At 71.6% G+C, this 18,114-nt stretch carries 15 protein-coding genes; 7 read left to right on the top strand and 8 right to left on the bottom strand.

Annotated elements, in window-relative coordinates; all coding sequences use genetic code 11:
- Positions 1–71: 71 nt before the first annotated feature.
- Positions 72–1,118, bottom strand: a complete 1,047-nt coding sequence (locus AAC134_RS03740) for an ABC transporter substrate-binding protein (protein WP_339947717.1) — start codon at positions 1,116–1,118, stop codon at positions 72–74.
- 506 nt (positions 1,119–1,624) lie between these two features.
- On the opposite strand from AAC134_RS03740, the gene AAC134_RS03735 reads away from it, so the two are divergent.
- The 3 genes from AAC134_RS03735 (at position 1,625) to AAC134_RS03725 (ending at position 4,466) form a co-directional block, all read left to right on the top strand.
- Complete coding sequence (locus AAC134_RS03735; protein WP_339947716.1) at positions 1,625–2,536, top strand: DMT family transporter; 912 nt, start codon at positions 1,625–1,627, stop codon at positions 2,534–2,536.
- Positions 2,537–2,693: 157 nt separating this feature from the next.
- The gene (locus tag AAC134_RS03730; RefSeq protein ID WP_339947715.1) at positions 2,694–3,941 is read left to right on the top strand and encodes a multidrug effflux MFS transporter; all 1,248 of its coding nucleotides are present in this window, start codon (positions 2,694–2,696) and stop codon (positions 3,939–3,941) included.
- A gap of 132 nt (positions 3,942–4,073) precedes the next feature.
- Positions 4,074–4,466, top strand: coding sequence for a RidA family protein (locus AAC134_RS03725; RefSeq protein WP_339947714.1), 393 nt, complete (start codon positions 4,074–4,076; stop codon positions 4,464–4,466).
- A gap of 219 nt (positions 4,467–4,685) precedes the next feature.
- Here the strand turns inward: AAC134_RS03725 and AAC134_RS03720 are convergent, their stop codons facing one another.
- From AAC134_RS03720 to AAC134_RS03695, 6 genes are all read right to left on the bottom strand, one after another.
- On the bottom strand, positions 4,686–5,612 hold the full coding sequence (locus AAC134_RS03720; protein WP_339947713.1) for an FAD-binding protein: 927 nt from the start codon (positions 5,610–5,612) through the stop codon (positions 4,686–4,688).
- A gap of 1 nt (position 5,613) precedes the next feature.
- Positions 5,614–6,375 (bottom strand): electron transfer flavoprotein subunit beta/FixA family protein, encoded by a 762-nt coding sequence (locus tag AAC134_RS03715; RefSeq protein ID WP_339947712.1) that lies wholly within the window; start codon positions 6,373–6,375, stop codon positions 5,614–5,616.
- A 347-nt stretch (positions 6,376–6,722) separates the two neighbouring features.
- The gene (locus AAC134_RS03710; RefSeq protein ID WP_339947711.1) at positions 6,723–7,295 is read right to left on the bottom strand and encodes a cob(I)yrinic acid a,c-diamide adenosyltransferase; all 573 of its coding nucleotides are present in this window, start codon (positions 7,293–7,295) and stop codon (positions 6,723–6,725) included.
- Positions 7,296–7,350: 55 nt separating this feature from the next.
- Complete coding sequence (locus AAC134_RS03705; protein WP_339947710.1) at positions 7,351–7,554, bottom strand: twin transmembrane helix small protein; 204 nt, start codon at positions 7,552–7,554, stop codon at positions 7,351–7,353.
- 121 nt (positions 7,555–7,675) lie between these two features.
- Entirely contained in the window at positions 7,676–8,521 is an 846-nt protein-coding gene (locus AAC134_RS03700) for an SDR family NAD(P)-dependent oxidoreductase (protein ID WP_339947709.1), read from the bottom strand.
- A gap of 37 nt (positions 8,522–8,558) precedes the next feature.
- Positions 8,559–10,595: an Ig-like domain-containing protein gene (locus tag AAC134_RS03695; protein WP_339947708.1), complete on the bottom strand. Its 2,037-nt coding sequence runs from the start codon at positions 10,593–10,595 to the stop codon at positions 8,559–8,561.
- Positions 10,596–10,862: 267 nt separating this feature from the next.
- Between AAC134_RS03695 and AAC134_RS03690 the strand changes: the two genes are divergently transcribed.
- Together AAC134_RS03690 and AAC134_RS03685 are read left to right on the top strand one after the other, a co-directional pair.
- Entirely contained in the window at positions 10,863–12,053 is a 1,191-nt protein-coding gene (locus AAC134_RS03690; protein ID WP_339947707.1) for a phosphoglycerate kinase, read from the top strand.
- A 256-nt stretch (positions 12,054–12,309) separates the two neighbouring features.
- On the top strand, positions 12,310–13,884 hold the full coding sequence (locus AAC134_RS03685; RefSeq protein WP_339947706.1) for a hypothetical protein: 1,575 nt from the start codon (positions 12,310–12,312) through the stop codon (positions 13,882–13,884).
- Between the two features lie 146 nt (positions 13,885–14,030).
- On the opposite strand, the gene AAC134_RS03680 is transcribed toward AAC134_RS03685, so the two are convergent.
- The gene (locus tag AAC134_RS03680) at positions 14,031–14,543 is read right to left on the bottom strand and encodes a TspO/MBR family protein (protein WP_339947705.1); all 513 of its coding nucleotides are present in this window, start codon (positions 14,541–14,543) and stop codon (positions 14,031–14,033) included.
- A 524-nt stretch (positions 14,544–15,067) separates the two neighbouring features.
- Here AAC134_RS03680 and AAC134_RS03675 point away from each other — a divergent pair.
- Together AAC134_RS03675 and AAC134_RS03670 are read left to right on the top strand one after the other, a co-directional pair.
- Positions 15,068–17,005, top strand: a complete 1,938-nt coding sequence (locus AAC134_RS03675) for an acyltransferase family protein (protein WP_339947704.1) — start codon at positions 15,068–15,070, stop codon at positions 17,003–17,005.
- 102 nt (positions 17,006–17,107) lie between these two features.
- Positions 17,108–18,037: a class I fructose-bisphosphate aldolase gene (locus AAC134_RS03670; RefSeq protein ID WP_339947703.1), complete on the top strand. Its 930-nt coding sequence runs from the start codon at positions 17,108–17,110 to the stop codon at positions 18,035–18,037.
- The last annotated feature ends 77 nt before the right edge of the window (positions 18,038–18,114 follow it).

Below are 18,114 nucleotides of genomic sequence, written 5' to 3'. Positions count from 1 at the left end.
CGGCGGATGCGGCGGGGGAGGGCGCGGCCGCAGCCGCGCCCCCGTTTGCGGTTTCCGGGGTCACGCGCGGATCACTCGGTCAGCTTCTTCTTGACCTCGAGCGCCACGCCCGAGTTCGCGAAGTCCTCGGTGTAGACCATCTCGAGGTCGAGCCCGGCCTCGGTCACCCCGGCCTCGACCATCTTGTCGTAGAAGTCCTTCACGGTGGCGCCCTTCACCGCGCCGATGCCGAACTCCAGCGCGTCGCCCGAGTCGACGATGCCGTATTCCTTCATCGCCTCGATCGAGAAGGCGATCTGCGCGTCCGACATGTCGGTGTTGTCGGCCTGGATCAGGGCGTTGGCCGCCGAGGGATCGCCGTAGAGGTAGGTCGCCCAGCCGATGGCCGAGCCCTCGACGAAGCACTTAACCACCTCGGGGGTCTCGTCGATGGTGGCCTGCATGGTCTCGACCGTGGTGGCGTAGGTCGAGAAGCCGGCGTCGGCGAGCGACCAGACGTCGGGCTTGAACCCGCCCTCGGTCTCGACCGCGTAGGGCTCGGAGGTGACATAGCCCTGCTGGCCCGAGTCCTCGTCGGCGATGAAGGGCGCAGGGTTGAAGGTGTAGGGTTTGCGGGTCTCTTCCTTGAACCCGTAGGCGGTCATCATCCACTGGTAGTAGGACTGAAAGCCGTTGTCGCCGATATACAGCGTGCCGAGGGTCTTGAGGTCCTCGAAGCTCTCGGCGGCGCCGGGATGGGTCAGGATGACCTGCGGCTCCTTCTGGAAGTGGGCGGCCACGACCTTGAGGGGGATGCCCTCGCGCACGGCCGAGAAGGCCTGCAGCAGGTTGCCGCCCATCGAGAAGTCGACCTTGCCCGCCAGCATCAGCGCGCGGTTGTTCACCTGCGGGCCGCCGGGGACGATGGTGACCTTCAGCCCGCAGGCCTCGTAAGTGCCGTCGGCGACGGCCTGGTAGTAGCCGCCATGCTCGGCCTGGGCGACCCAGTTGGTGCCGAAGCTGACCTCGGTCAGGTCCTGGGCGGAGGCGGGCGCGACCAGCGCGGCGCCGAGGATGGTCGCGCCAAGCGCGACGGGGCACGCGGCCGCGGCGGCGGCGAGCGGAAGTCTGGAGGACATGGCGATCTCCCTCGTTGTCCGGCGGCCGCATTCTCGGCGGCCGAGGCGCCGGGCGAAAGGGGGATTTCGCGGTTGCGGAAAATTGTCCGGGCCGGCGCCCGGTTTCTCGGCGCCCGGAGGCGGCCGGCGCCTGCCGAACAGGCGGAAATGAACGCCGGCGAGATGCCGCGCGTGGCGGAAACGATTCCCCGCCCATCCCCCGGCCTGGCGACCAGGCGTGAACGCCCCGCCCTGCGCTGCCGCCCTCCGGACCTCGCGCAACCTCTCCGCCCCCTCCGGTTCCGGGGTCGGCGGGCGGGCGTCCCGGCCGCGCAGCGGACGGCAGAGCCGTCCCGACGACCCTTCCCGCCCCTGGGCGCATGACCGCGCCCCTTTCCCTCCGCTTGACCGCGCCCCCCGGACGGGCGCAGACGATGCGCCATGCCCTCCGCGCCTCTCGCCCCGCCCCGACCGCGCCCTGCGCGTCCCCGCCGCCCCTCCAGCCTCGCAGTCCGAAGGACGCGCGCATGACGCCCCCTCCGTCCGCCCCGTCGCCTCCGCCGGCCGCCGGAAGCCTTGTCGAGCGTCTCCGGCTGCTGGGGCTGGGCGCGATCGCGGCGATCGGCTTTGGCGTCTCCTTCCCGCTCAACCACGTGGCGGTCGAGTCCGCCTCGCCGATCGCGGTCGCCATGCTGCGGGCCTGGGTGGCGGCGCTGGCGCTGGCGCTGGGCTTCTGGGCGATGGGGGTGCCCGCTCCGCGCGGCGCCCGCGCCTGGGGCGCGAGCGCGATGCTCGGCGCGCTCTCCACCGCCCTCCCGTTCTTCCTGCTCGCCGCCGGACAGTCGCGGATCGGCGGGGGCCTCGGCGGCGTCGTCTTCGCCACGATCCCGCTGATCGTGGTGCTGGCCGCGCCGCTGCTGCCGCCCTTCCCGCGGATCGAGGCCCGCCGGCTGCCCGGCTGCGCCGTGGGCCTCGCAGGCGTGACGCTCGCCACCGGCGGCGGGGGCGAGGGCGCGCTCCTCGGCGTCGCGATGACCTTCGCGGCCGCGGCCTGCCTCGCGGTGGGCTCGATCCTGCTGCAGCGCTATCCCGACCTCGATCCCCGCTCCCTGACTCTCGGCCAGGTGCTGTGCGGGGCGGCGATGCTGACGCCGGTCACGCTGCTCTGGCCCGGCGTCGAGATCGGCCCGGCGCTGGCCCCGGTTCCTTTCGCCGCCATCGCCGCCAACGGGGTGCTCTCGACCGCCGCCGCGATGTGCGCGATGTACATGCTGATCCGCGCGGCGGGCCCGGCTTCGGCGGCCACGATCAACTTCTTCACCCCGCTGATCGCCATCGCCGTTTCGGCGCTGACGCTCGGCGAGCCGCTGTCCCCGGTTCTGCTCGCCGCTTTCGCCGCGGTGGTCCTGGGGGCCTGGCTGGTGACCCGGCGTCGCTGACCTCCGCGCATCCCGGCCTTGGCCCTGCGCGGCGCGCATGGCAGGAAGACGCGGCCGGCATGCCGAGTCTTCGAAATGCGTCTGGCATCCTGACCTGTCTGCGCTATAGTGATAAGGGCTCCATAAGATTACGAACGACCAGGATCCTCCGGTTCCCATGCCCTCGACGACCTCACCCGACCAGGTCGACGCGCCGCGCGTCGCCCGGGCGCCCAAGCTTCCCGAATTCGTGGCGCTGATGGCGAGCCTGATGGCGCTGACCGCGCTGTCGATCGACATCATGCTGCCCGCCCTGCCGCTGATCCGCGACTCCTTCGGGGTCGTGGATCCCAATGCGCAGCAGTTGGTGATCACCCTCTACATGGTCGGCTTCGGCGTCGGTCAGCTGTTCTACGGCACGCTCTCGGACCGGTTCGGCCGCAAGGTGGTGCTGGGCGCGGGCCTCGCGGTCTACGCCGCCGCCGCGATCCTCTGCCTCGTGGCGCCGAGCTTCGAGGTGCTGCTCGCCGCGCGCCTCCTGCAGGGCATGTCCAACGCCGCCCCCCGCGTGGTGGCGATCGCGGTGGTGCGCGACCTTTACGGCGGTCGGCGCATGGCCGAGGTGATGTCCTTCGTGATGACGGTGTTCATCATCGTCCCCGCGCTTGCGCCCGCGCTGGGCTCGGCGATCCTGCTGTTCGGCGACTGGCACGACATCTTCCTGTTCCTGGGCGTCGTGGCGCTGGCCATCCTGTTCTGGACCGGGATCCGCCTGCCCGAGACCCGCCCGCGCGAGCTGCGCGAGCCGCTGAGCCTGAAGTGGGTCGGCGCCGCCTTTCGGCAGGTCGTGACCACCCGCCAGACCATCGGCTACACGCTGGCCACGGGCGTCGCCTTCGGCGGCATGATGGCCTACGTGAACTCGGCCGAGCAGGTCTACAACGAGGTCTATCGGTCCGGCGCCTGGTTCACCGCCCTGTTCGCCCTGGTGGCGCTGGCGATGGCGGGGGCCGCGGTCACCAACGCGCGGCTGGTGGGGCGGCTGGGGATGCGCAAGATCGGGCACACCGCGCTGATCTGCTACGCGGCCGTGGGCGGCGCGCACATGGCGCTCGAGATGCTGCCCGGGGTGCTGCCGCTGCCGGTCTTCATGGCGATGATGATGTTGCAACTCTACTGCTTCGGTCTGATCATGCCGAACTTCAACGCCATCTCGATGGAGCCGCAGGGCCGCATCGCGGGGACAGCCTCGTCTTTCGTGGGCTGCGCCACCACCGGCATCGCGGCCTTCCTGGGCTGGCTGGTGGGCCAGTCCTACGACGGCACCGCCCTGCCGCTGGCCGCGGGCTACTTCATCTTCGGCACGGCGGCGCTGATCATGGTCCTGGTGGTGGAGCGCGGTCGGTTGTGGGGCTCCTCCCAGTAGGGGGCGGGCCTTTGCGGCCAACGCGCGGCGGCGTGTTCCGAGGGCCGCTCGACGTCTGACGTCGAGCGGCCCTCGTCTTTGCCTGCGCGGCGTTGCATGCTCGTCCCGATCCCCTGCGATGGAGCGATGCGCATGGCCTTTCGACGTCACTTTTCCGGCGGCCCCTTCGAGGCGAAGGTCGCCTATTGCCGCGCCGTCGAGGCGGACGGCTGGATCTTCGTCTCCGGCTCGACCGGCGCCGATCCCGAGACCGGCGCGATGCCCGAGAGCGTGGTCGAGCAGTGCCGCAACACGCTCGCCACCGTCGGCCGGGCGCTGGCAGAGTTCGGCGCCGGCTTCGGGGACGTGGTGCGGGTGACCTATCTGCTGCCCGACCGCGCGGATTTCGAGCCCTGCTGGCCCGTGCTGCGCGAAGTGTTCGGGGAAGCGCCTCCGGCCGCGACGATGCTGGAGGCGGGTCTGATCGCGCCGGGCATGAAGATCGAGATCGAGGTCACCGCGCGGATCCCTGCGAAAGCGCCCTGATCGGCCGGCGGGTCGGCTCTGCCGTCCGCTGCGCGGCCGGGACGCCCGCCCGCCGACCCGGGAACCGGCAGCGGGGTCGGCGGGCGGGCGATGCGTCCGCGCAGCGGGCGCGAGAGCCGCTCCCGACCTCGCCTGCACGGCGACGCCGCCAGGAGCGACGTTGCACGAAAAAGGGCCGCCCGATCGGGCGGCCCTCGAGATCCCGGGATCGGGTGGGGATCAGAGCTTGCTTTCCAGCTCCGGCAGCACGTCGAACAGGTCCGCGACCAGGCCGTAGTCGGCGACCTGGAAGATCGGCGCCTCCTCGTCCTTGTTGATGGCCACGATGACCTTGGAGTCCTTCATGCCCGCCAGGTGCTGGATCGCGCCCGAAATGCCCACCGCGATGTAGAGCTCCGGCGCCACGACCTTGCCGGTCTGGCCGACCTGCCAGTCGTTGGGCGCGTAGCCCGAGTCCACCGCCGCGCGCGAGGCGCCGACCGCGGCGCCCAGCTTGTCGGCGACCTTCTCGATGATCGCGAAGTTCTCCTTCGACCCGATCGCCCGGCCGCCGGAGATGATCCGCTTGGCCGAGGTCAGCTCGGGACGGTCGCTGGCCGCGATCTTGTCCTCGATCCACTCGGAGACGCCGGGGTTCTCGACCGCGCCGATTTCCTCGACCGAGGCCGAGCCGCCCTCGCCCGCGGCCTCGAAACTCGAGGTGCGCACGGTCAGGACCTTCGTGGCGTCCGAGGACTTCACGGTCTGCATGGCGTTGCCGGCGTAGACCGGGCGCACGAACTCGTCCGCGCCCTTGATCTCGGACACGTCGGAGATGACCATCACGTCGAGCAGCGCCGCGACGCGCGGGGCCAGGTTCTTGCCGGCCATGGTCGAGGGCGCGACGATGGCGTCGTAGTCCCCGGCCAGCGACACGACCAGCGCCGCGGTCGGCTCGGCCAAGTTGTGGCCGAACATCGGGTCCTCGGCGCACAGCACCTTGGTCACGCCGTCGAGCTTGGCGGCGGCCTCGGCCGGGCCCTTGGCATGCTCGCCCGCGACCAGGATCGTCACGTCGCCCAGCTGCTTGGCGGCGGTCAGGGCCTTGGCGGTGGCGTCGACGGAGAGCTCCCCGGCGAGCGTTTCGGCGATCAGCAGAACGGCCATGTTACAGCACCCCCGCTTCGTTCTTCAGCTTCGAGATCAGCTCGTCCACGTTCTCGACCTTGACGCCGGCCTTGCGCGAGGGCGGCTCGGTCGTCGTGACGATGGTCAGCCGGGGCGCGACGTCGACGCCGTAGTCGGCGGCGGTCTTGGCCTCGAGCGGCTTCTTCTTGGCCTTCATGATGTTGGGCAGCGAGGCGTAGCGCGGCTCGTTCAGGCGCAGGTCGGCCGTGATGATGGCGGGCAGCTTGACCTTCAGGGTCTGCATGCCGCCGTCGATCTCGCGGGTGACGGTGGCGCTGTCGCCCTCGATGGCGATCTCGGCCGCGTTGGTCGCCTGGGCCCAGCCCAGCAGCGCCGCCAGCATCTGGCCGGTGGCGTTCATGTCGTTGTCGATCGCCTGCTTGCCGGCGATGACCAGGCCGGGCTGCTCTTCGTCGATCACCGCCTTCAGCAGCTTGGCCACGGCCAGCGGCTCGATGTCGGTGTGAACGTCGTCGGCGGCCTCGATCAGGATGGCGCGGTCGGCGCCCATCGCCAGCGCCGTGCGCAGCGTCTCCTGGGACTGCTTGACGCCGATCGAGACGACCACGACCTCTTCGGCCGCGCCCTTCTCCTTCAGCCGGATCGCCTCTTCGACGGCGATCTCGTCGAAGGGGTTCATCGACATCTTGACGTTCGCGAGATCGACGCCCGATCCGTCCGCCTTCACGCGGGCCTTCACGTTGTAGTCGATCACGCGCTTGACGGGCACGAGCACCTTCATCGCGCGCTTCTCCTCCTGTTTCCGGCGCGCGGGGTCTGCGCACCGGTCCTTCCGACGCGCGGAACGCGCGCCGATCATTGCCTGTGGGCTCTACACCGCCTGCCGGCCGGATGGTAGACCCGTGATGGTCGCCGCGGCCCCGCAAGTCTGTCGGCGCCCGAGGGCGCCAGAGCTGGGGCGAACCAGGCCGACGCGCACGTCAACCTGCGCCGCGAGGTAGCATCCGCCCCGGTGTCTCGCAAAGGGCGGAGGGTCGCACAAGCGTCGCGGGCGTCCCGCGCGCAAGATTCTTGCGCGGCGCTTGCGCGCATGGACGCAAGGCGTTTGCGCGCAGGGTCGCGCGGCGCTCAGCGGTTCGCTCCCGGGACCCACAGGACGTCGCCGGCGCCGCCATGGTTGGCCGCGCGCGAGGCGACGAAGAACCAGTCCGACAGCCGGTTGAGATAGACGACCGAGGGCGGGTTCACCGCCTCGACCTCGGCCAGCGCCGCGGCCAGGCGCTCGGCCCGGCGCGAGACGGTCCGGCACAGGTGCAGATGCGCCGCCAGCGCCGAGCCGCCGGGCAGCACGAAGCTGCGCAGGGGCGCGAGGTCGGCGTTCATCGCGTCGATCTCGGACTCGAGCCGGTCGACCTGCGACTGCTCCATCCGCAGCACGGGGTATTTCGCCTCGGCGTCCTTTTCGGGCGCGGGGCGACACAGGTCGGCGCCCAGATCGAACAGGTCGTTCTGGATGCGGGCCAGCGCCGCGTCCATTTCGCCCTGCGAGTGCAGACGCGCCAGCCCGACGGCGGCGTTGGTCTCGTCGACGGTGCCATAGGCCTCGACCCTGAGGTCGTGCTTGGCCCGCCGGCTGCCGTCGCCGAGCGCGGTCGTGCCCTTGTCGCCGGTGCGCGTGTAGATCTTGTTCAGCACGACCATCTGGCCCGCATCCCCCCTGATTTCGAGTCGTCGCCGGTCCGCCTGCGCCGTCCGCTCAGTTGCCCGAGCGCAGCGCGGCCACGGCGACCAGGATCAGCACCACCGCAATGGCCTGCGCCAGAAGGCGGAGCTGCATGATCTTGTTGGCGTACTTGCGGTTGAAATCGCCGCCCTTGGCAAAGCTGCCGACGCCGAACAGCAGCACGCCCAGCACGACCAGACACGCCAGCAGCGCGATCCACAGAAGAGCTTGACCCATGATCGGTCCTCCTTGACGCCCCTCAACCTAATGCAGCCGCGCCCGGGCGCCACCGCGCCGTTCGGACGCGCCGCAGGCAGAGGGGACGCAGGGCCTGGCGGGGAGGGGAGGGCGCGGGCGCTCAGTGATCCCCGCGAAACAGCCGGTCCTGCAGCCGCGTGGGCAGCATCTTCGCCAGCGCCGCGACATAGGTCGGCGTGGTCACGAAGTAGCGCGCCCGCGGCCGGGCGCTTTCCAGCGCATGGACCGCCCTGGCGGTCACCGCCTCGGGGCCCAGCTCGAACCGGGCCGAGGTCTGCGATTCCTCCGCCTCCAGCCGCGGCAGGATCTTCTCCCTCCAGGCCCGCTCCCAGGCCGAGCCCTCCCGCCGCGCCCAGCGCCGCGAGGCGGCGAGCGAGTTGCGCCGGAAGGCCGAGCGGATCGGCCCCGGCTCGATCAGGATCACCCGGCAGCCGGGGGCGGGGGACTCGGGTCCCTCGAGTTCGCGGCGCAGGGCGTCCGACCAGCCCTCGAGCGCGAACTTGGTGGCATTGTAGGCGCCGCGATAGCGCAGCGACAGGAAGCCCAGCACCGAGGAGACGTTGACCACCCGCCCGCGGCTTTCGCGCAGGGCGGGCAGCAGGCGGCGGGTCAGGTCGTGCCAGCCGATCAGGTTGGTTTCGAAGATCTCGCGCATGCCCTCGCGCGGGATGTCCTCGAGCGGGGCGGGAATCGCGAAGGCCCCGTTGTTGACCAGCGCGTCGAGCCGCCCGCCCGTGCGCGAAAGCGTCTCGTCGACGGCGCGCGCCACGCTGTCGGGGTCGGCGTAGTCGAGAACCAGGCTCTCGAGTCCCTCCTCCGCCAGCCGCGCCGCGTCGTCCGGCCCTCGGCAGGCCGCCAGCACCCGCCAGCCGCGGGCCCGGAGCGTGCGCGCCATGTCCAGTCCGATGCCGCTCGAGCATCCCGTGATCAGCACCGTGCGGCTCATCCGCCCTCCTGTTCCGGCGGGGCGCGGCCGGCGCCGCTCAGGCCAGGAGATCCCAGTCTCCGGTCCAGGCGTGGCCGCCGTCCCCTTCGCCGCCGCCGACGATACGGATCGAGAGGTCGGCGCCAAGGATCAGCAGGTCGCGGCCCAGGTCGAGGGTGACGAGCCCGTCCTCTTCGTCGAGCCCACGCACCGTCAGCCGGTCCTGCGTGGGGTCGAAGTCGGTGATCACGTCGTCGCCGTCGCCGGGGCGGAACACGAACAGGTCCGCGCCGCCGCCGCCGGTCAAGCGGTCGTCGCCGGCGGCGCCCCTCAGCCGGTCGTCCCCCGCGCCGCCGCGCACCGCATCGTCGCCCGCGCCCCCGTTCAGCCGATCGTCGCCGCCGAAGCCGCGAAGCAGATCGTCCCCGCCGCGCCCGGCCAGTCGGTCGTCGCCCGCGGCGCCCGCCAGCGCGTCCTCGCCCGGGCCGCCCTGCAGCCGCAGCGCGCCCTCGCCGCCGGTCACGGTGGCCATCGCGCGGCCCAGGCTCACCGCGCCCTCGGGGTCGCTCAGCACATAGGTGACCGAGACGCTGGCCGTCTCGCCCATGCCCAGCCCGGGGAAGGCATGCGAGAAATCCCATGCGACGCGCCCGTCGGCCCAGACGCGCAGGCTCACGCCATCGTCGAGCGCAATCTCGGCCGCTCTGCGCTCGGGCAGCGCCACGCCGCCGACGTTGGTCACCCGCAGCGCGTCGCCGTCGGGGTCGGAGTCGGGGCCCGCGCCGTTGTCGGCCAGCAAGTTGCCCCGCAGGCGGCCGCCCGTTCCGCCCGAAAAGGCGTCGTCGGCCGCGACCGGGGCGGCGTTGGTCGAGGCGACCTCGACGCTCGTGCGCTGCGTCGCGCTCCCGGCCGCGCCCTCGACCACATAGTCGAAGCTCGCCGCGCCGTGGAAGCCGGGCAGGGGGGCGAACACCACCTCGTCGCCTTCGAGCGTCACGATCCCGCCCTGCGCGGCGCCCACGCCGGTCAGGCGCAGCGCGCCGCCGGTGGGGTCCACGTCGCCGTCCAGCAGCTCGGCCACGGCGATTCGCAGCGTCTCGCCCTCGCGCATCGCGAAATGCTCGGCGTCGGCAACCGGGGCGCCGGTCAGCCGGATCTTGCCGTCGGCAAAGCGCAGCACCTCGACGCGCGAGATCTCGTCCCACTGGTGGGCCACCCCGTCGACCGTCGTGGGCAGGCGCACCACCCGCGCCTGGCCCGGGCCCAGGATCTCGATCGCGAACTCGTCCATCGAGCGCAGGCCGTAGTCGACCACGTCCTTCCCCGCGCCGCCGTCCACGGTCTGCACGCCAAAGCCGCCCGCGATCGTGTCGTTGCCGCGGCCGGCGTCAACCTGCACGTCCCAGCCGAGGGCCTCGATCAGGTCGTCGCCGGCACCGCCGCGCACTTGGTGGGAGCCCGCGCCGTCGATCCGCACGACGTCGTCGCCGGCCCCCGCGCGCACGCTCGCGTCACCGCCCCAGGCCACGATCCGGTCTGCCGCCCCCGTGCCCCGCAGGACCAGCGCCGGCCCGCTTGCCGTGATCGCCTCGCCGCCCCCGCCCAGCGGCTCGCTCCTCACCGAGCTGGGCTGCAGGTCGGCCACCGCCGCTTCGCGGTCCTCGAAGCGCAGGATCTCGATTCCGGCGAGGTCGGCCACCGCCACCCCGTCGCGGGTCAGCGTCCCGTCCCGGACGGCGTAGCGCGCAGCGGGGCCCTCAAGCTCCAGCACGTCCACGCCCGCGCCGCCGACCACCAGCGCGGCCGAGGTGTCGCCGGTCAGGCGGAAGACGTCGTCGCCCTCGCCGCCGAACGCATAGACCATGCCATCGAGCTCGAACACGTCGTTGCCCGCGCCCCCCCAGAGAAAGTCGCGCAGCGGCCCGCCCGAGATCAGCCGGTCGTCGCCCTCGCCCCCCCAGGCCGCGCCGCCCGGCCCCGCCAGCGTCAGCACGTCGTCGCCCGCGCCGCCAAAGAGCGTGTCGCGCAGCCCCTCGCCAAGGAGGGTGTCGTCGCCGGGGGTCCCGGTCAGGGCGCCGCTGATCGCCTGGGTCATCGCTCTAGGTTCCGCACAGCCCGCCGTCCTGACGGAGGCGGCCCGTCCCCCGGGGGGAAGACCGCTTGCATTTGAAGTTATCTGGTGCCTAACGCGGAAAGGTTGGTTTCTGAATCGTGAATAGGGTGAATGCGACGGAGTTTGAGTTAACGCGCCGCGGCGCCCACGGGGCAGGTCCTTCGCCGCGCAGGCTTGCGCCCTGCGCCCCCGATGCGGTCTATGTCCGGGCGAGAAACCTTCCCCTCCCGACCGCGAGAGCCTGATCCCATGAGCCGCAAGACCCTCGACGACCTCGACCTCTCCGGCAAACGCGTGCTGGTGCGCGTGGACGTCAACGTGCCGGTGTCGAACGGGAAGGTCACCGACGACACCCGCATCCGCGCCATCCTGCCCACGGTGAAGGACATCCTCGCCGCCGGCGGCAAGCCGATCCTGCTGGCCCACTTCGGCCGGCCCAAGGGCCAGGTCGTGCCGGAGATGAGCCTCTCGGTGGTGCGCCCCGCGCTCGAGGCCGCGCTGCGCTCGCCGGTCGCCTTCGCCTCCGACTGCGTGGGCGACGTCGCCGCGGCCGCCGTCTCGGCGCTGGGCGCGGGCGAGACCCTGCTGCTGGAGAACACCCGCTTTCATGCGGGAGAGGAGAAGAACGATCCCGCGCTCGCCGCCGAGATGGCGAAGCTGGGCGACATCTACGTCAACGACGCCTTCTCGGCCGCCCACCGCGCCCACGCCTCGACCGAGGGGCTGGCCCGCCTGCTGCCCTGCGCCGCCGGCCGGCTGATGGAGAGCGAGCTCTCGGCGCTGGAGAAGGCGCTGGCTCACCCCGAGCGTCCGGTGACCGCCGTGGTCGGGGGGGCCAAGGTCTCGACCAAGCTCGACCTGCTGTCGAACCTGATGGAGAAGGTCGACGCCATCGTCATCGGCGGCGGCATGGCCAACACCTTCCTTGCCGCCCAGGGCGTCGGCGTGGGCAAGTCGCTGTGCGAGCACGACCTGCTCGACACCGCCCGCGAGGTGATGGCCAAGGCCGAGGCGCGGGGCTGCAAGCTGCTGCTGCCCGCCGACGTGGTGGTGGCGCGCGAGTTCAAGGCCAACGCCCCCTCGCAGACCGTGCCGGCGACCGAGTGCCCCGAGGACGCGTTGATCCTCGACGCGGGCCCGCAGGCGGTGGCCGCGGTCGCCGCGCAGTTCGAGGCCTCCAAGACCCTGGTCTGGAACGGCCCGCTGGGCGCCTTCGAGATCGAGCCCTTCAACCATGCCACCGACGCCGCGGCCACCCGCGCGGCCGAGCTGACCGCGGAGGGCAGGCTGCTGTCGGTCGCGGGCGGCGGGGACACTGTGGCGGCGCTGAACGCTTCGGGCGCGGCGGCGAAGTTCTCCTACGTCTCGACGGCCGGGGGCGCCTTCCTCGAGTGGCTCGAGGGCAAGACCCTGCCGGGCGTCGCCGCGCTGGAAAGCTGAGAGACCGGGCGGGCGCCGCCGCGCCCGCCCCCCCGTCACGCCTCGACCGGCCGGCCGGCCGGCCGTTCGGGGCGTCGCCCCGCGGCTCATCGCCAAGGCCCCGCGCCATGGACGCGCCCCGCAAACGTCCCATTCTCCTGTCTGTGATCGGGCCGCGATCCGCCTGGCAGGCGGCCGCCGTTTCGATCGACCGCGACCCTGGGCCAGGAGGCTCGGGGGCGGGACCGGCCCCGCGCCGCAGCGAAAGAAGACACAGATGCGACGACCCACACACCGCCTTGCGGCCGCCGCGGCCGTCGTCTGCCTGGGGGCGGGGCTGGCCGCGACCCCGCGCCCCGCGGCCGGGCAGGGGCTGCTCGACGCGCTCGGCCTCGGCCGCGCCACCGAGCCGATGATCCGGCTGGGGATCGAGTTCGCCCTCTACTCCCTGCGCTCCTCGATGGACGTCACTTACGACGGCCTGGCCATCGGGCCCGGCGGGGACGAGGTGATGATCTCGGGCCTGCACCTTGCCCCGCCCACCGGCGACGACGGCTGGTGCGACATCCACATCGGCCGGGTCGAGATCTTCCCCGGCGCCTTCTTCGGCCCCGCCGAGACGGCGATGGGCGCCCAGGACATCGACGCGGCCCTCGACTGCCTGCCCGACGCGCTGGCCCAGGAGGCCGCGCGCGCCGGCTACGACCGTTTCGTGATCGACGGGCTGACGCTGCGCGTCTCCTACGACCCGCGCTCCTCGGCGCTGTCGCTCGATCTCTCCGCGGCCTCGTCCGAGGCGCTGGACCTGCGGGTGGAGCTGGATCTGGGCTATTTCTGGCCGGTGAACCCGGGGTTCACCCGCTCGGCGCCGCTGCCCTCGGCCCGGTTCGACCGGCTGGCGCTGCGGATCGAGGAGCGGGGCCTGCTGTCGCGCGCGATGCGGCTGGCGGGCTATGACCCCCAGCCCGAGGCGCTGGCCGAGGGCCTGCGCCAGTCCCTCCGCGACGCGCTCGCGCCCGCCGAGGGGGGGCCGTTGCGCCCCGAGACGCTGGAGCTTTCCGATGCGCTGGCGGGCTCTGTCGCCAGGCTCGCCGCGGGCGAGGGCGCGATGGAGGTCGAGATCGTCCCCCGCAACGAGCTCTGGCTCGAGACCGGGCTGCTCGACGACCCCGAGTCGGTGCTCGCCTCGGTCCAGGTGCGCCTGCCCGACGCCGAGGCGCCGCTGGCCGCAACCGAGCTCGACCCCGCCGAGGTGCGCCTTGCGACCGAGGACCCCGAGGCCGTCCCCCCCGCCCGCCGCCGGGCGCTGGCCGAGGCGCTGGCCCAGGGACGCGGCGCCCCGCAGATGCCCACGCTGGCCCGCCGCATGCTGCAGCCGCTGGTTGACGCGGGCGACCTCGACGCCACCGTGACGCTGGCCGGCATGATCGCCCCGACCGAGCCCTCGTCGGCCTACCGGATGCTGCTGGCGGCCGCCTCCAAGGGGCGGATGGACGCCGCGGTGCGGATGGACGAGATCGAGATCGACCTCGGTCTCGCCGAGGTGATGGCCGCCCAGGACGCCGCCGGTGCGGATGTCGCCGATCCCGATCCGCTGCTGGGCCCCGACGCCCCGCGCCAGATCGTGGCCGAGCAGGCCGCGCGCCTCGAGGCCGGGCGCGAGGTCCCGCGCAACTATGAACGCGCCTACATGGGCTTCACCCTGGCCGCGGCGCTGGGCGACGGCGGCTCGGCGCTGCGGCGCGACCTGCTCGACCGCCGGCTGGCGGCGCGCGGGGCAGAGTTCTGGAATGTCCGCCGCGACCTGCTGCGCGCCCGCGCCTTCGAGGCCTGGCTCAGCCGCGCCCCCTGACCGACGCCCGCGGCCGGGTGCGGGCGCGATCGGCGCCCGCCCCGGCCCGCTGGCGCGCCCGGGCCGCCTCCGCCGATGGGAGCGGCGGCCCGGGCGCCGTCGCCGTCGCCCCTGTTCGGGACGCGGCAGCGACGCCCGCGGCGGGCTCAGGCGTCGTGGGGGTGGAACGCCTGCGGCGGGTTCAGGCGCAGGATCGCGGCGTTCAGGGCGCCGGCGTAGGTCGCCCAGGCGAGGTAGGGAACAAACAGCGCCGCCGCGACCGCATCGGCGCCCGCGAAGGCCGCCAGCGTGGCCGCGACCGCCAGCCACAGCGCGCAGATGCAGACCAGCCCAGCCCGGCCGCGATGGGCGCCGAAGAAGATCGGCGACCACATCGCGTTCAGAACGATCTGCGCGGCCCACAGGCACAGGCCGACCACGGCGAAGGGCTCGGCCCCCGGCGGCAGGTCGCCCCCCGCAAGGCCCGCCGCGACGCGGAAGGCCGCGATCACCATCATGGCGTAAAGCAGGGTCCAGGCGATGGGAAAGGCGATGTTGGGCGGGGTCCAGCGCGGCTTGACCAGCCCGCGATACCACTCGCCCGGCTGAAACAGGATCCCCGTCGAGGCCGCCGCCACGGCCGCGGCCGCCAGCGCCAGCGCGATCATCGGCTCGAACATCACTTTCCCCCGGCTTCGCCTGGTTTCTCGCGGCGCCCGTCTAGGCCGCTCCGCACAGCTAGCCCGCCACGGGTCCCGCGTCGACCGATCCGAGTCCGGCGCATATGGCGTCACCGCGGCGCGCGCGTTCCGCCCGGGCGATGAATTGACCTTACTTGGCGTTGTGCGTCGAGCGGCCACGTCGCCCGCCACTTCCGGACATCAGATGTCCGGAAGTGGCGAGACCTTCGCGCCCCGAAGCATCGTGCGCGGACTGAACGCAAAGCGGAGTGACGGTTCATCGCCATGCCGTGCCACGCCAGCGGCCGCGTCGGCGCTTTTCGCCCTGCAATCCTTGGCGGGCCGCTGCGCTCTCCCCCCGACGGACAGCAACAATACCGTTTCCCGAATGCGCAGTCGTGCGGCGCCGCAGGGAGTTGCATCGCGTCCAAAGCTGGACTGCAGTGACGCCGGCAGGCTCCCAGACGCACGTCGCGCCCCATTCAGGGGTTTCTGTGCCGGCGGGGCCTTCAAGAGGGGAAGGGGTGAACGTGCGCTACAGAGCGGACATTGATGGGCTGCGCGCCGTCGCCGTGTTGCCAGTCGTCCTGTTCCACGCTCAGCTCGGTTTTCCGGGCGGCTTTGTCGGCGTGGACGTGTTCTTCGTGATTTCGGGCTACCTTATCACGTCCATCCTGCTTCAGTCCGCAGGGAGCGACCGGTTCTCGCTGCTTGATTTTTATGAGCGGCGCGCGCGCCGGATCTTCCCGGCCTTGTTTGCGATGATCTTCGCCACGTTGCTCGTCGGCGCCTGGCTGATGATTCCCTCCGACTTCGAGGCGCTCGGCAGGTCGGCGCTGGCGACGCTGCTGTTTGTCTCGAACGTGCTGTTCTTCCTGGAAGTGGGCTATTTCGACGTCTCCGCCCACCTCAAGCCGCTGATGCACACTTGGTCTCTGGCTGTCGAGGAACAGTACTATCTGATTTTCCCTCTGGTCCTGCACCTGGTCGCCCAGCGGTTTGGGCGGCGCGCCGTGGTCGCCGCGCTGGTCGCGGCGGCCGTGATCTCGTTTGGGCTGATGCTGGCGACAGCCGGCACGCGCAGCGCCTTTTTCCTCCTGCCGGCGCGCGGATGGGAACTCGCGCTCGGGGCGCTGCTGGCGGCCTGCCCGGGGTTGTCGCCACGGAGCCGGCGACAGGCCGAGGCGCTCTCCCTCGCGGGGGCCGTCGCCGTGCTAGCGGCCATCTTCGCGCTGGACGACCAGACGACGTTTCCCGGTCTCGCAACCTTGCTACCCTGCCTCGGCGCAGCCGCGCTGATCAGCGCCGGACGGGGGCACGCGCCGCTGGTCTCGCGGGCGCTGGCCACGGCGCCCTTCGTCTGGGTCGGCAGGCTGTCATATTCCTTGTACCTGTGGCATTGGCCGATCATCGTCTTCGGGGCCTATGGTGCGCTGAGCGACCCGAGCCTGCTGGAGAAAGGCATCGCGGTCGGACTGAGCGTCCTGCTTTCAGCGTTGTCCCTGAAGTACATCGAGACGCCGATCCGCCGCGGACGAGTGTTCTCGTCGCGCCGTGCGATCTTCGGGGGGGCGAGCGTCGCATTCACGGCGATCGCGATCGTGGGCGCCTTCACATACGTGTCGAACGGCGTCCCGGGTCGCATGCCGCAGAACGTCGCTCAGCTTCTGGATTGGCAGGACGCCGCGGTCGATCCCTCCCTGGACTGCGACTACAGCGACGACGTCAGGCTGCAGGCTCATGACATATGCGTCGCGGGCGCGGTCGGGGCGACGCCGAGCTTCGCCCTGGTGGGCGACAGTCATGCAGACGCTTGGGCCCCCGGGGTGTTCGTGGCCGCGCAAGAGCTCGGTTTGTCAGGCTATCAAATCGTCCTGGGCGGTTTCAGGCCCTATGGCGAAGACCTCGAGGCCCGGACCGCACTGGTCGTCGATGCGCTGCGCGCCCTGTCGGTAGAGACGGTGTTCCTCATCGGCTTTTGGTCGGCCGAAGCGACGGGTTTCATCTATCACAGCGAAGTCGTCGAGACGCCCAGAGTGATCGCTGGCAACGACGAGCGCCTGTTCCGAAACCTCGAGATGTTCGTCAATGATCTTCCAGGCAAGCGCTTCGTCATCTTCGATGACAACCCCGTGGGACGGCCGCTCGATCGTTTCAGTCTTGCCCGCCACTGGTTTGCGCGTTCGGGTGACTCCCGTGAGGGGCTGGAGCGCTCCGACGTCGCGATCTACCGTACGGTGTACCAGCCTGTGCTGGAGCGGTTGGCTGCTGCGCACGACAACGTTCGATACGTCCCGGCTTTCGTCGACGCGCTGTGCCGCGAAGGATCGTGCCCGAGGGTCGATCCGGAGATCGGCGCCCTCTACCGCGACGGCAATCACGTGAGCGTCGCGGCCGCCGTGTCTCTCGTGCCGCTGTTCCGAAGCCTGCTGAACGAAGCGCTTTCCGCGCCCAGCCACTGAAACCAGCTTGCCCGCGGCCCCCCGTCGCTTGACCCTGCGGGGCCGGCGGGCTACCCGACTGAGCGACCTGTTCGAACCGGCAGAAACGGCCCAGGAGCTCCCATGAAAGCGACGCGCACCGTCAAGCAGATCCTCTCGAAATACGAGAGCGACAACCCCGGCGTGAAGGGCAACCTCTGCCGCATGCTGATGAGCGGGAAGCTCGGCGGCACCGGCAAGATGATCATCCTGCCCGTCGACCAGGGCTTCGAGCACGGGCCCGCGCGCTCCTTCGCGCCGAACCCCGCCGGCTACGACCCCCACTACCACTACCAGATGGCGATCGACGCGGGCCTCAACGCCTATGCCGCGCCGCTGGGCATGATCGAGGCGGGCGCCGACACCTTCGCCGGCCAGATCCCCACGATCCTGAAGTGCAACTCGGCCAACTCGCTGATGTCGGGCACCGCGGGCAAGGACCAGGCGGTCACCGCGTCCGTGGACGACGCGCTGCGGCTGGGCTGCTCGGCCATCGGCTTCACGATCTACCCCGGTTCCGACTGCGCCCTCGACATGTTCGAGGAGATCGTCGAGATGCGCAACGAGGCCGCCTCGGTCGGCATCGCCACGGTGATCTGGTCCTATCCGCGCGGCGAGGGCATCTCCAAGGACGGCGAGACCGGCATCGACGTGGCCGCCTACGCAGCCCAGATCGCGGCCCTGATCGGCGCTCACGTGATCAAGATCAAGCTGTCGACCGACCACCTGATGCTGCCCGAGGCCAAGAAGGTCTACGAGGCCGAGGGGATCGACGTCTCGACCCAGGCCGCGCGCGTGAAGCACTGCGTCGAGAGCGCCTTCGGCGGCCGCCGGATCATGGTGTTCTCGGGCGGCGCGAAGAAGGGCGAGGATTCGGTCTACGACGACGCCCGCGCGATCCGCGACGGCGGCGGCAACGGCTCGATCATCGGGCGCAACACCTTCCAGCGTCCGCGCGAGGATGCGCTGGCCATGCTCCAGAAGCTGGTCGACATCTACAAGGGCAAGGCCTGAGCCCCGACCCGCCCCTCCCTTCCTGGAGGGGCGGCGCGAGACGCGCGAAGGGCCCGGCCGATCGGCCGGGCCCTTCG

This window comes from uncultured Albimonas sp., from assembly GCF_963977235.1.
Classification (GTDB): domain Bacteria; phylum Pseudomonadota; class Alphaproteobacteria; order Rhodobacterales; family Rhodobacteraceae; genus Albimonas.
Note: the sequence above shows the minus strand (reverse complement) of the source record. Positions and strands in the feature narration are given on the sequence as shown.

Excerpts from the sequence above, each read along its gene's own strand:
- AAC134_RS03740 (WP_339947717.1), bottom strand. The coding sequence starts at position 1,118 with ATGTCCTCCAGACTTCCGCTCGCCGCCGCCGCGGCCGCGTGCCCCGTC.
- AAC134_RS03735 (WP_339947716.1), top strand. The coding sequence starts at position 1,625 with ATGACGCCCCCTCCGTCCGCCCCGTCGCCTCCGCCGGCCGCCGGAAGC.
- AAC134_RS03730 (WP_339947715.1), top strand. The coding sequence starts at position 2,694 with ATGCCCTCGACGACCTCACCCGACCAGGTCGACGCGCCGCGCGTCGCC.
- AAC134_RS03725 (WP_339947714.1), top strand. The coding sequence starts at position 4,074 with ATGGCCTTTCGACGTCACTTTTCCGGCGGCCCCTTCGAGGCGAAGGTC.
- AAC134_RS03720 (WP_339947713.1), bottom strand. The coding sequence starts at position 5,612 with ATGGCCGTTCTGCTGATCGCCGAAACGCTCGCCGGGGAGCTCTCCGTC.
- AAC134_RS03715 (WP_339947712.1), bottom strand. The coding sequence starts at position 6,375 with ATGAAGGTGCTCGTGCCCGTCAAGCGCGTGATCGACTACAACGTGAAG.
- AAC134_RS03710 (WP_339947711.1), bottom strand. The coding sequence starts at position 7,295 with ATGGTCGTGCTGAACAAGATCTACACGCGCACCGGCGACAAGGGCACG.
- AAC134_RS03705 (WP_339947710.1), bottom strand. The coding sequence starts at position 7,554 with ATGGGTCAAGCTCTTCTGTGGATCGCGCTGCTGGCGTGTCTGGTCGTG.
- AAC134_RS03700 (WP_339947709.1), bottom strand. The coding sequence starts at position 8,521 with ATGAGCCGCACGGTGCTGATCACGGGATGCTCGAGCGGCATCGGACTG.
- AAC134_RS03695 (WP_339947708.1), bottom strand. The coding sequence starts at position 10,595 with ATGACCCAGGCGATCAGCGGCGCCCTGACCGGGACCCCCGGCGACGAC.
- AAC134_RS03690 (WP_339947707.1), top strand. The coding sequence starts at position 10,863 with ATGAGCCGCAAGACCCTCGACGACCTCGACCTCTCCGGCAAACGCGTG.
- AAC134_RS03685 (WP_339947706.1), top strand. The coding sequence starts at position 12,310 with ATGCGACGACCCACACACCGCCTTGCGGCCGCCGCGGCCGTCGTCTGC.
- AAC134_RS03680 (WP_339947705.1), bottom strand. The coding sequence starts at position 14,543 with ATGTTCGAGCCGATGATCGCGCTGGCGCTGGCGGCCGCGGCCGTGGCG.
- AAC134_RS03670 (WP_339947703.1), top strand. The coding sequence starts at position 17,108 with ATGAAAGCGACGCGCACCGTCAAGCAGATCCTCTCGAAATACGAGAGC.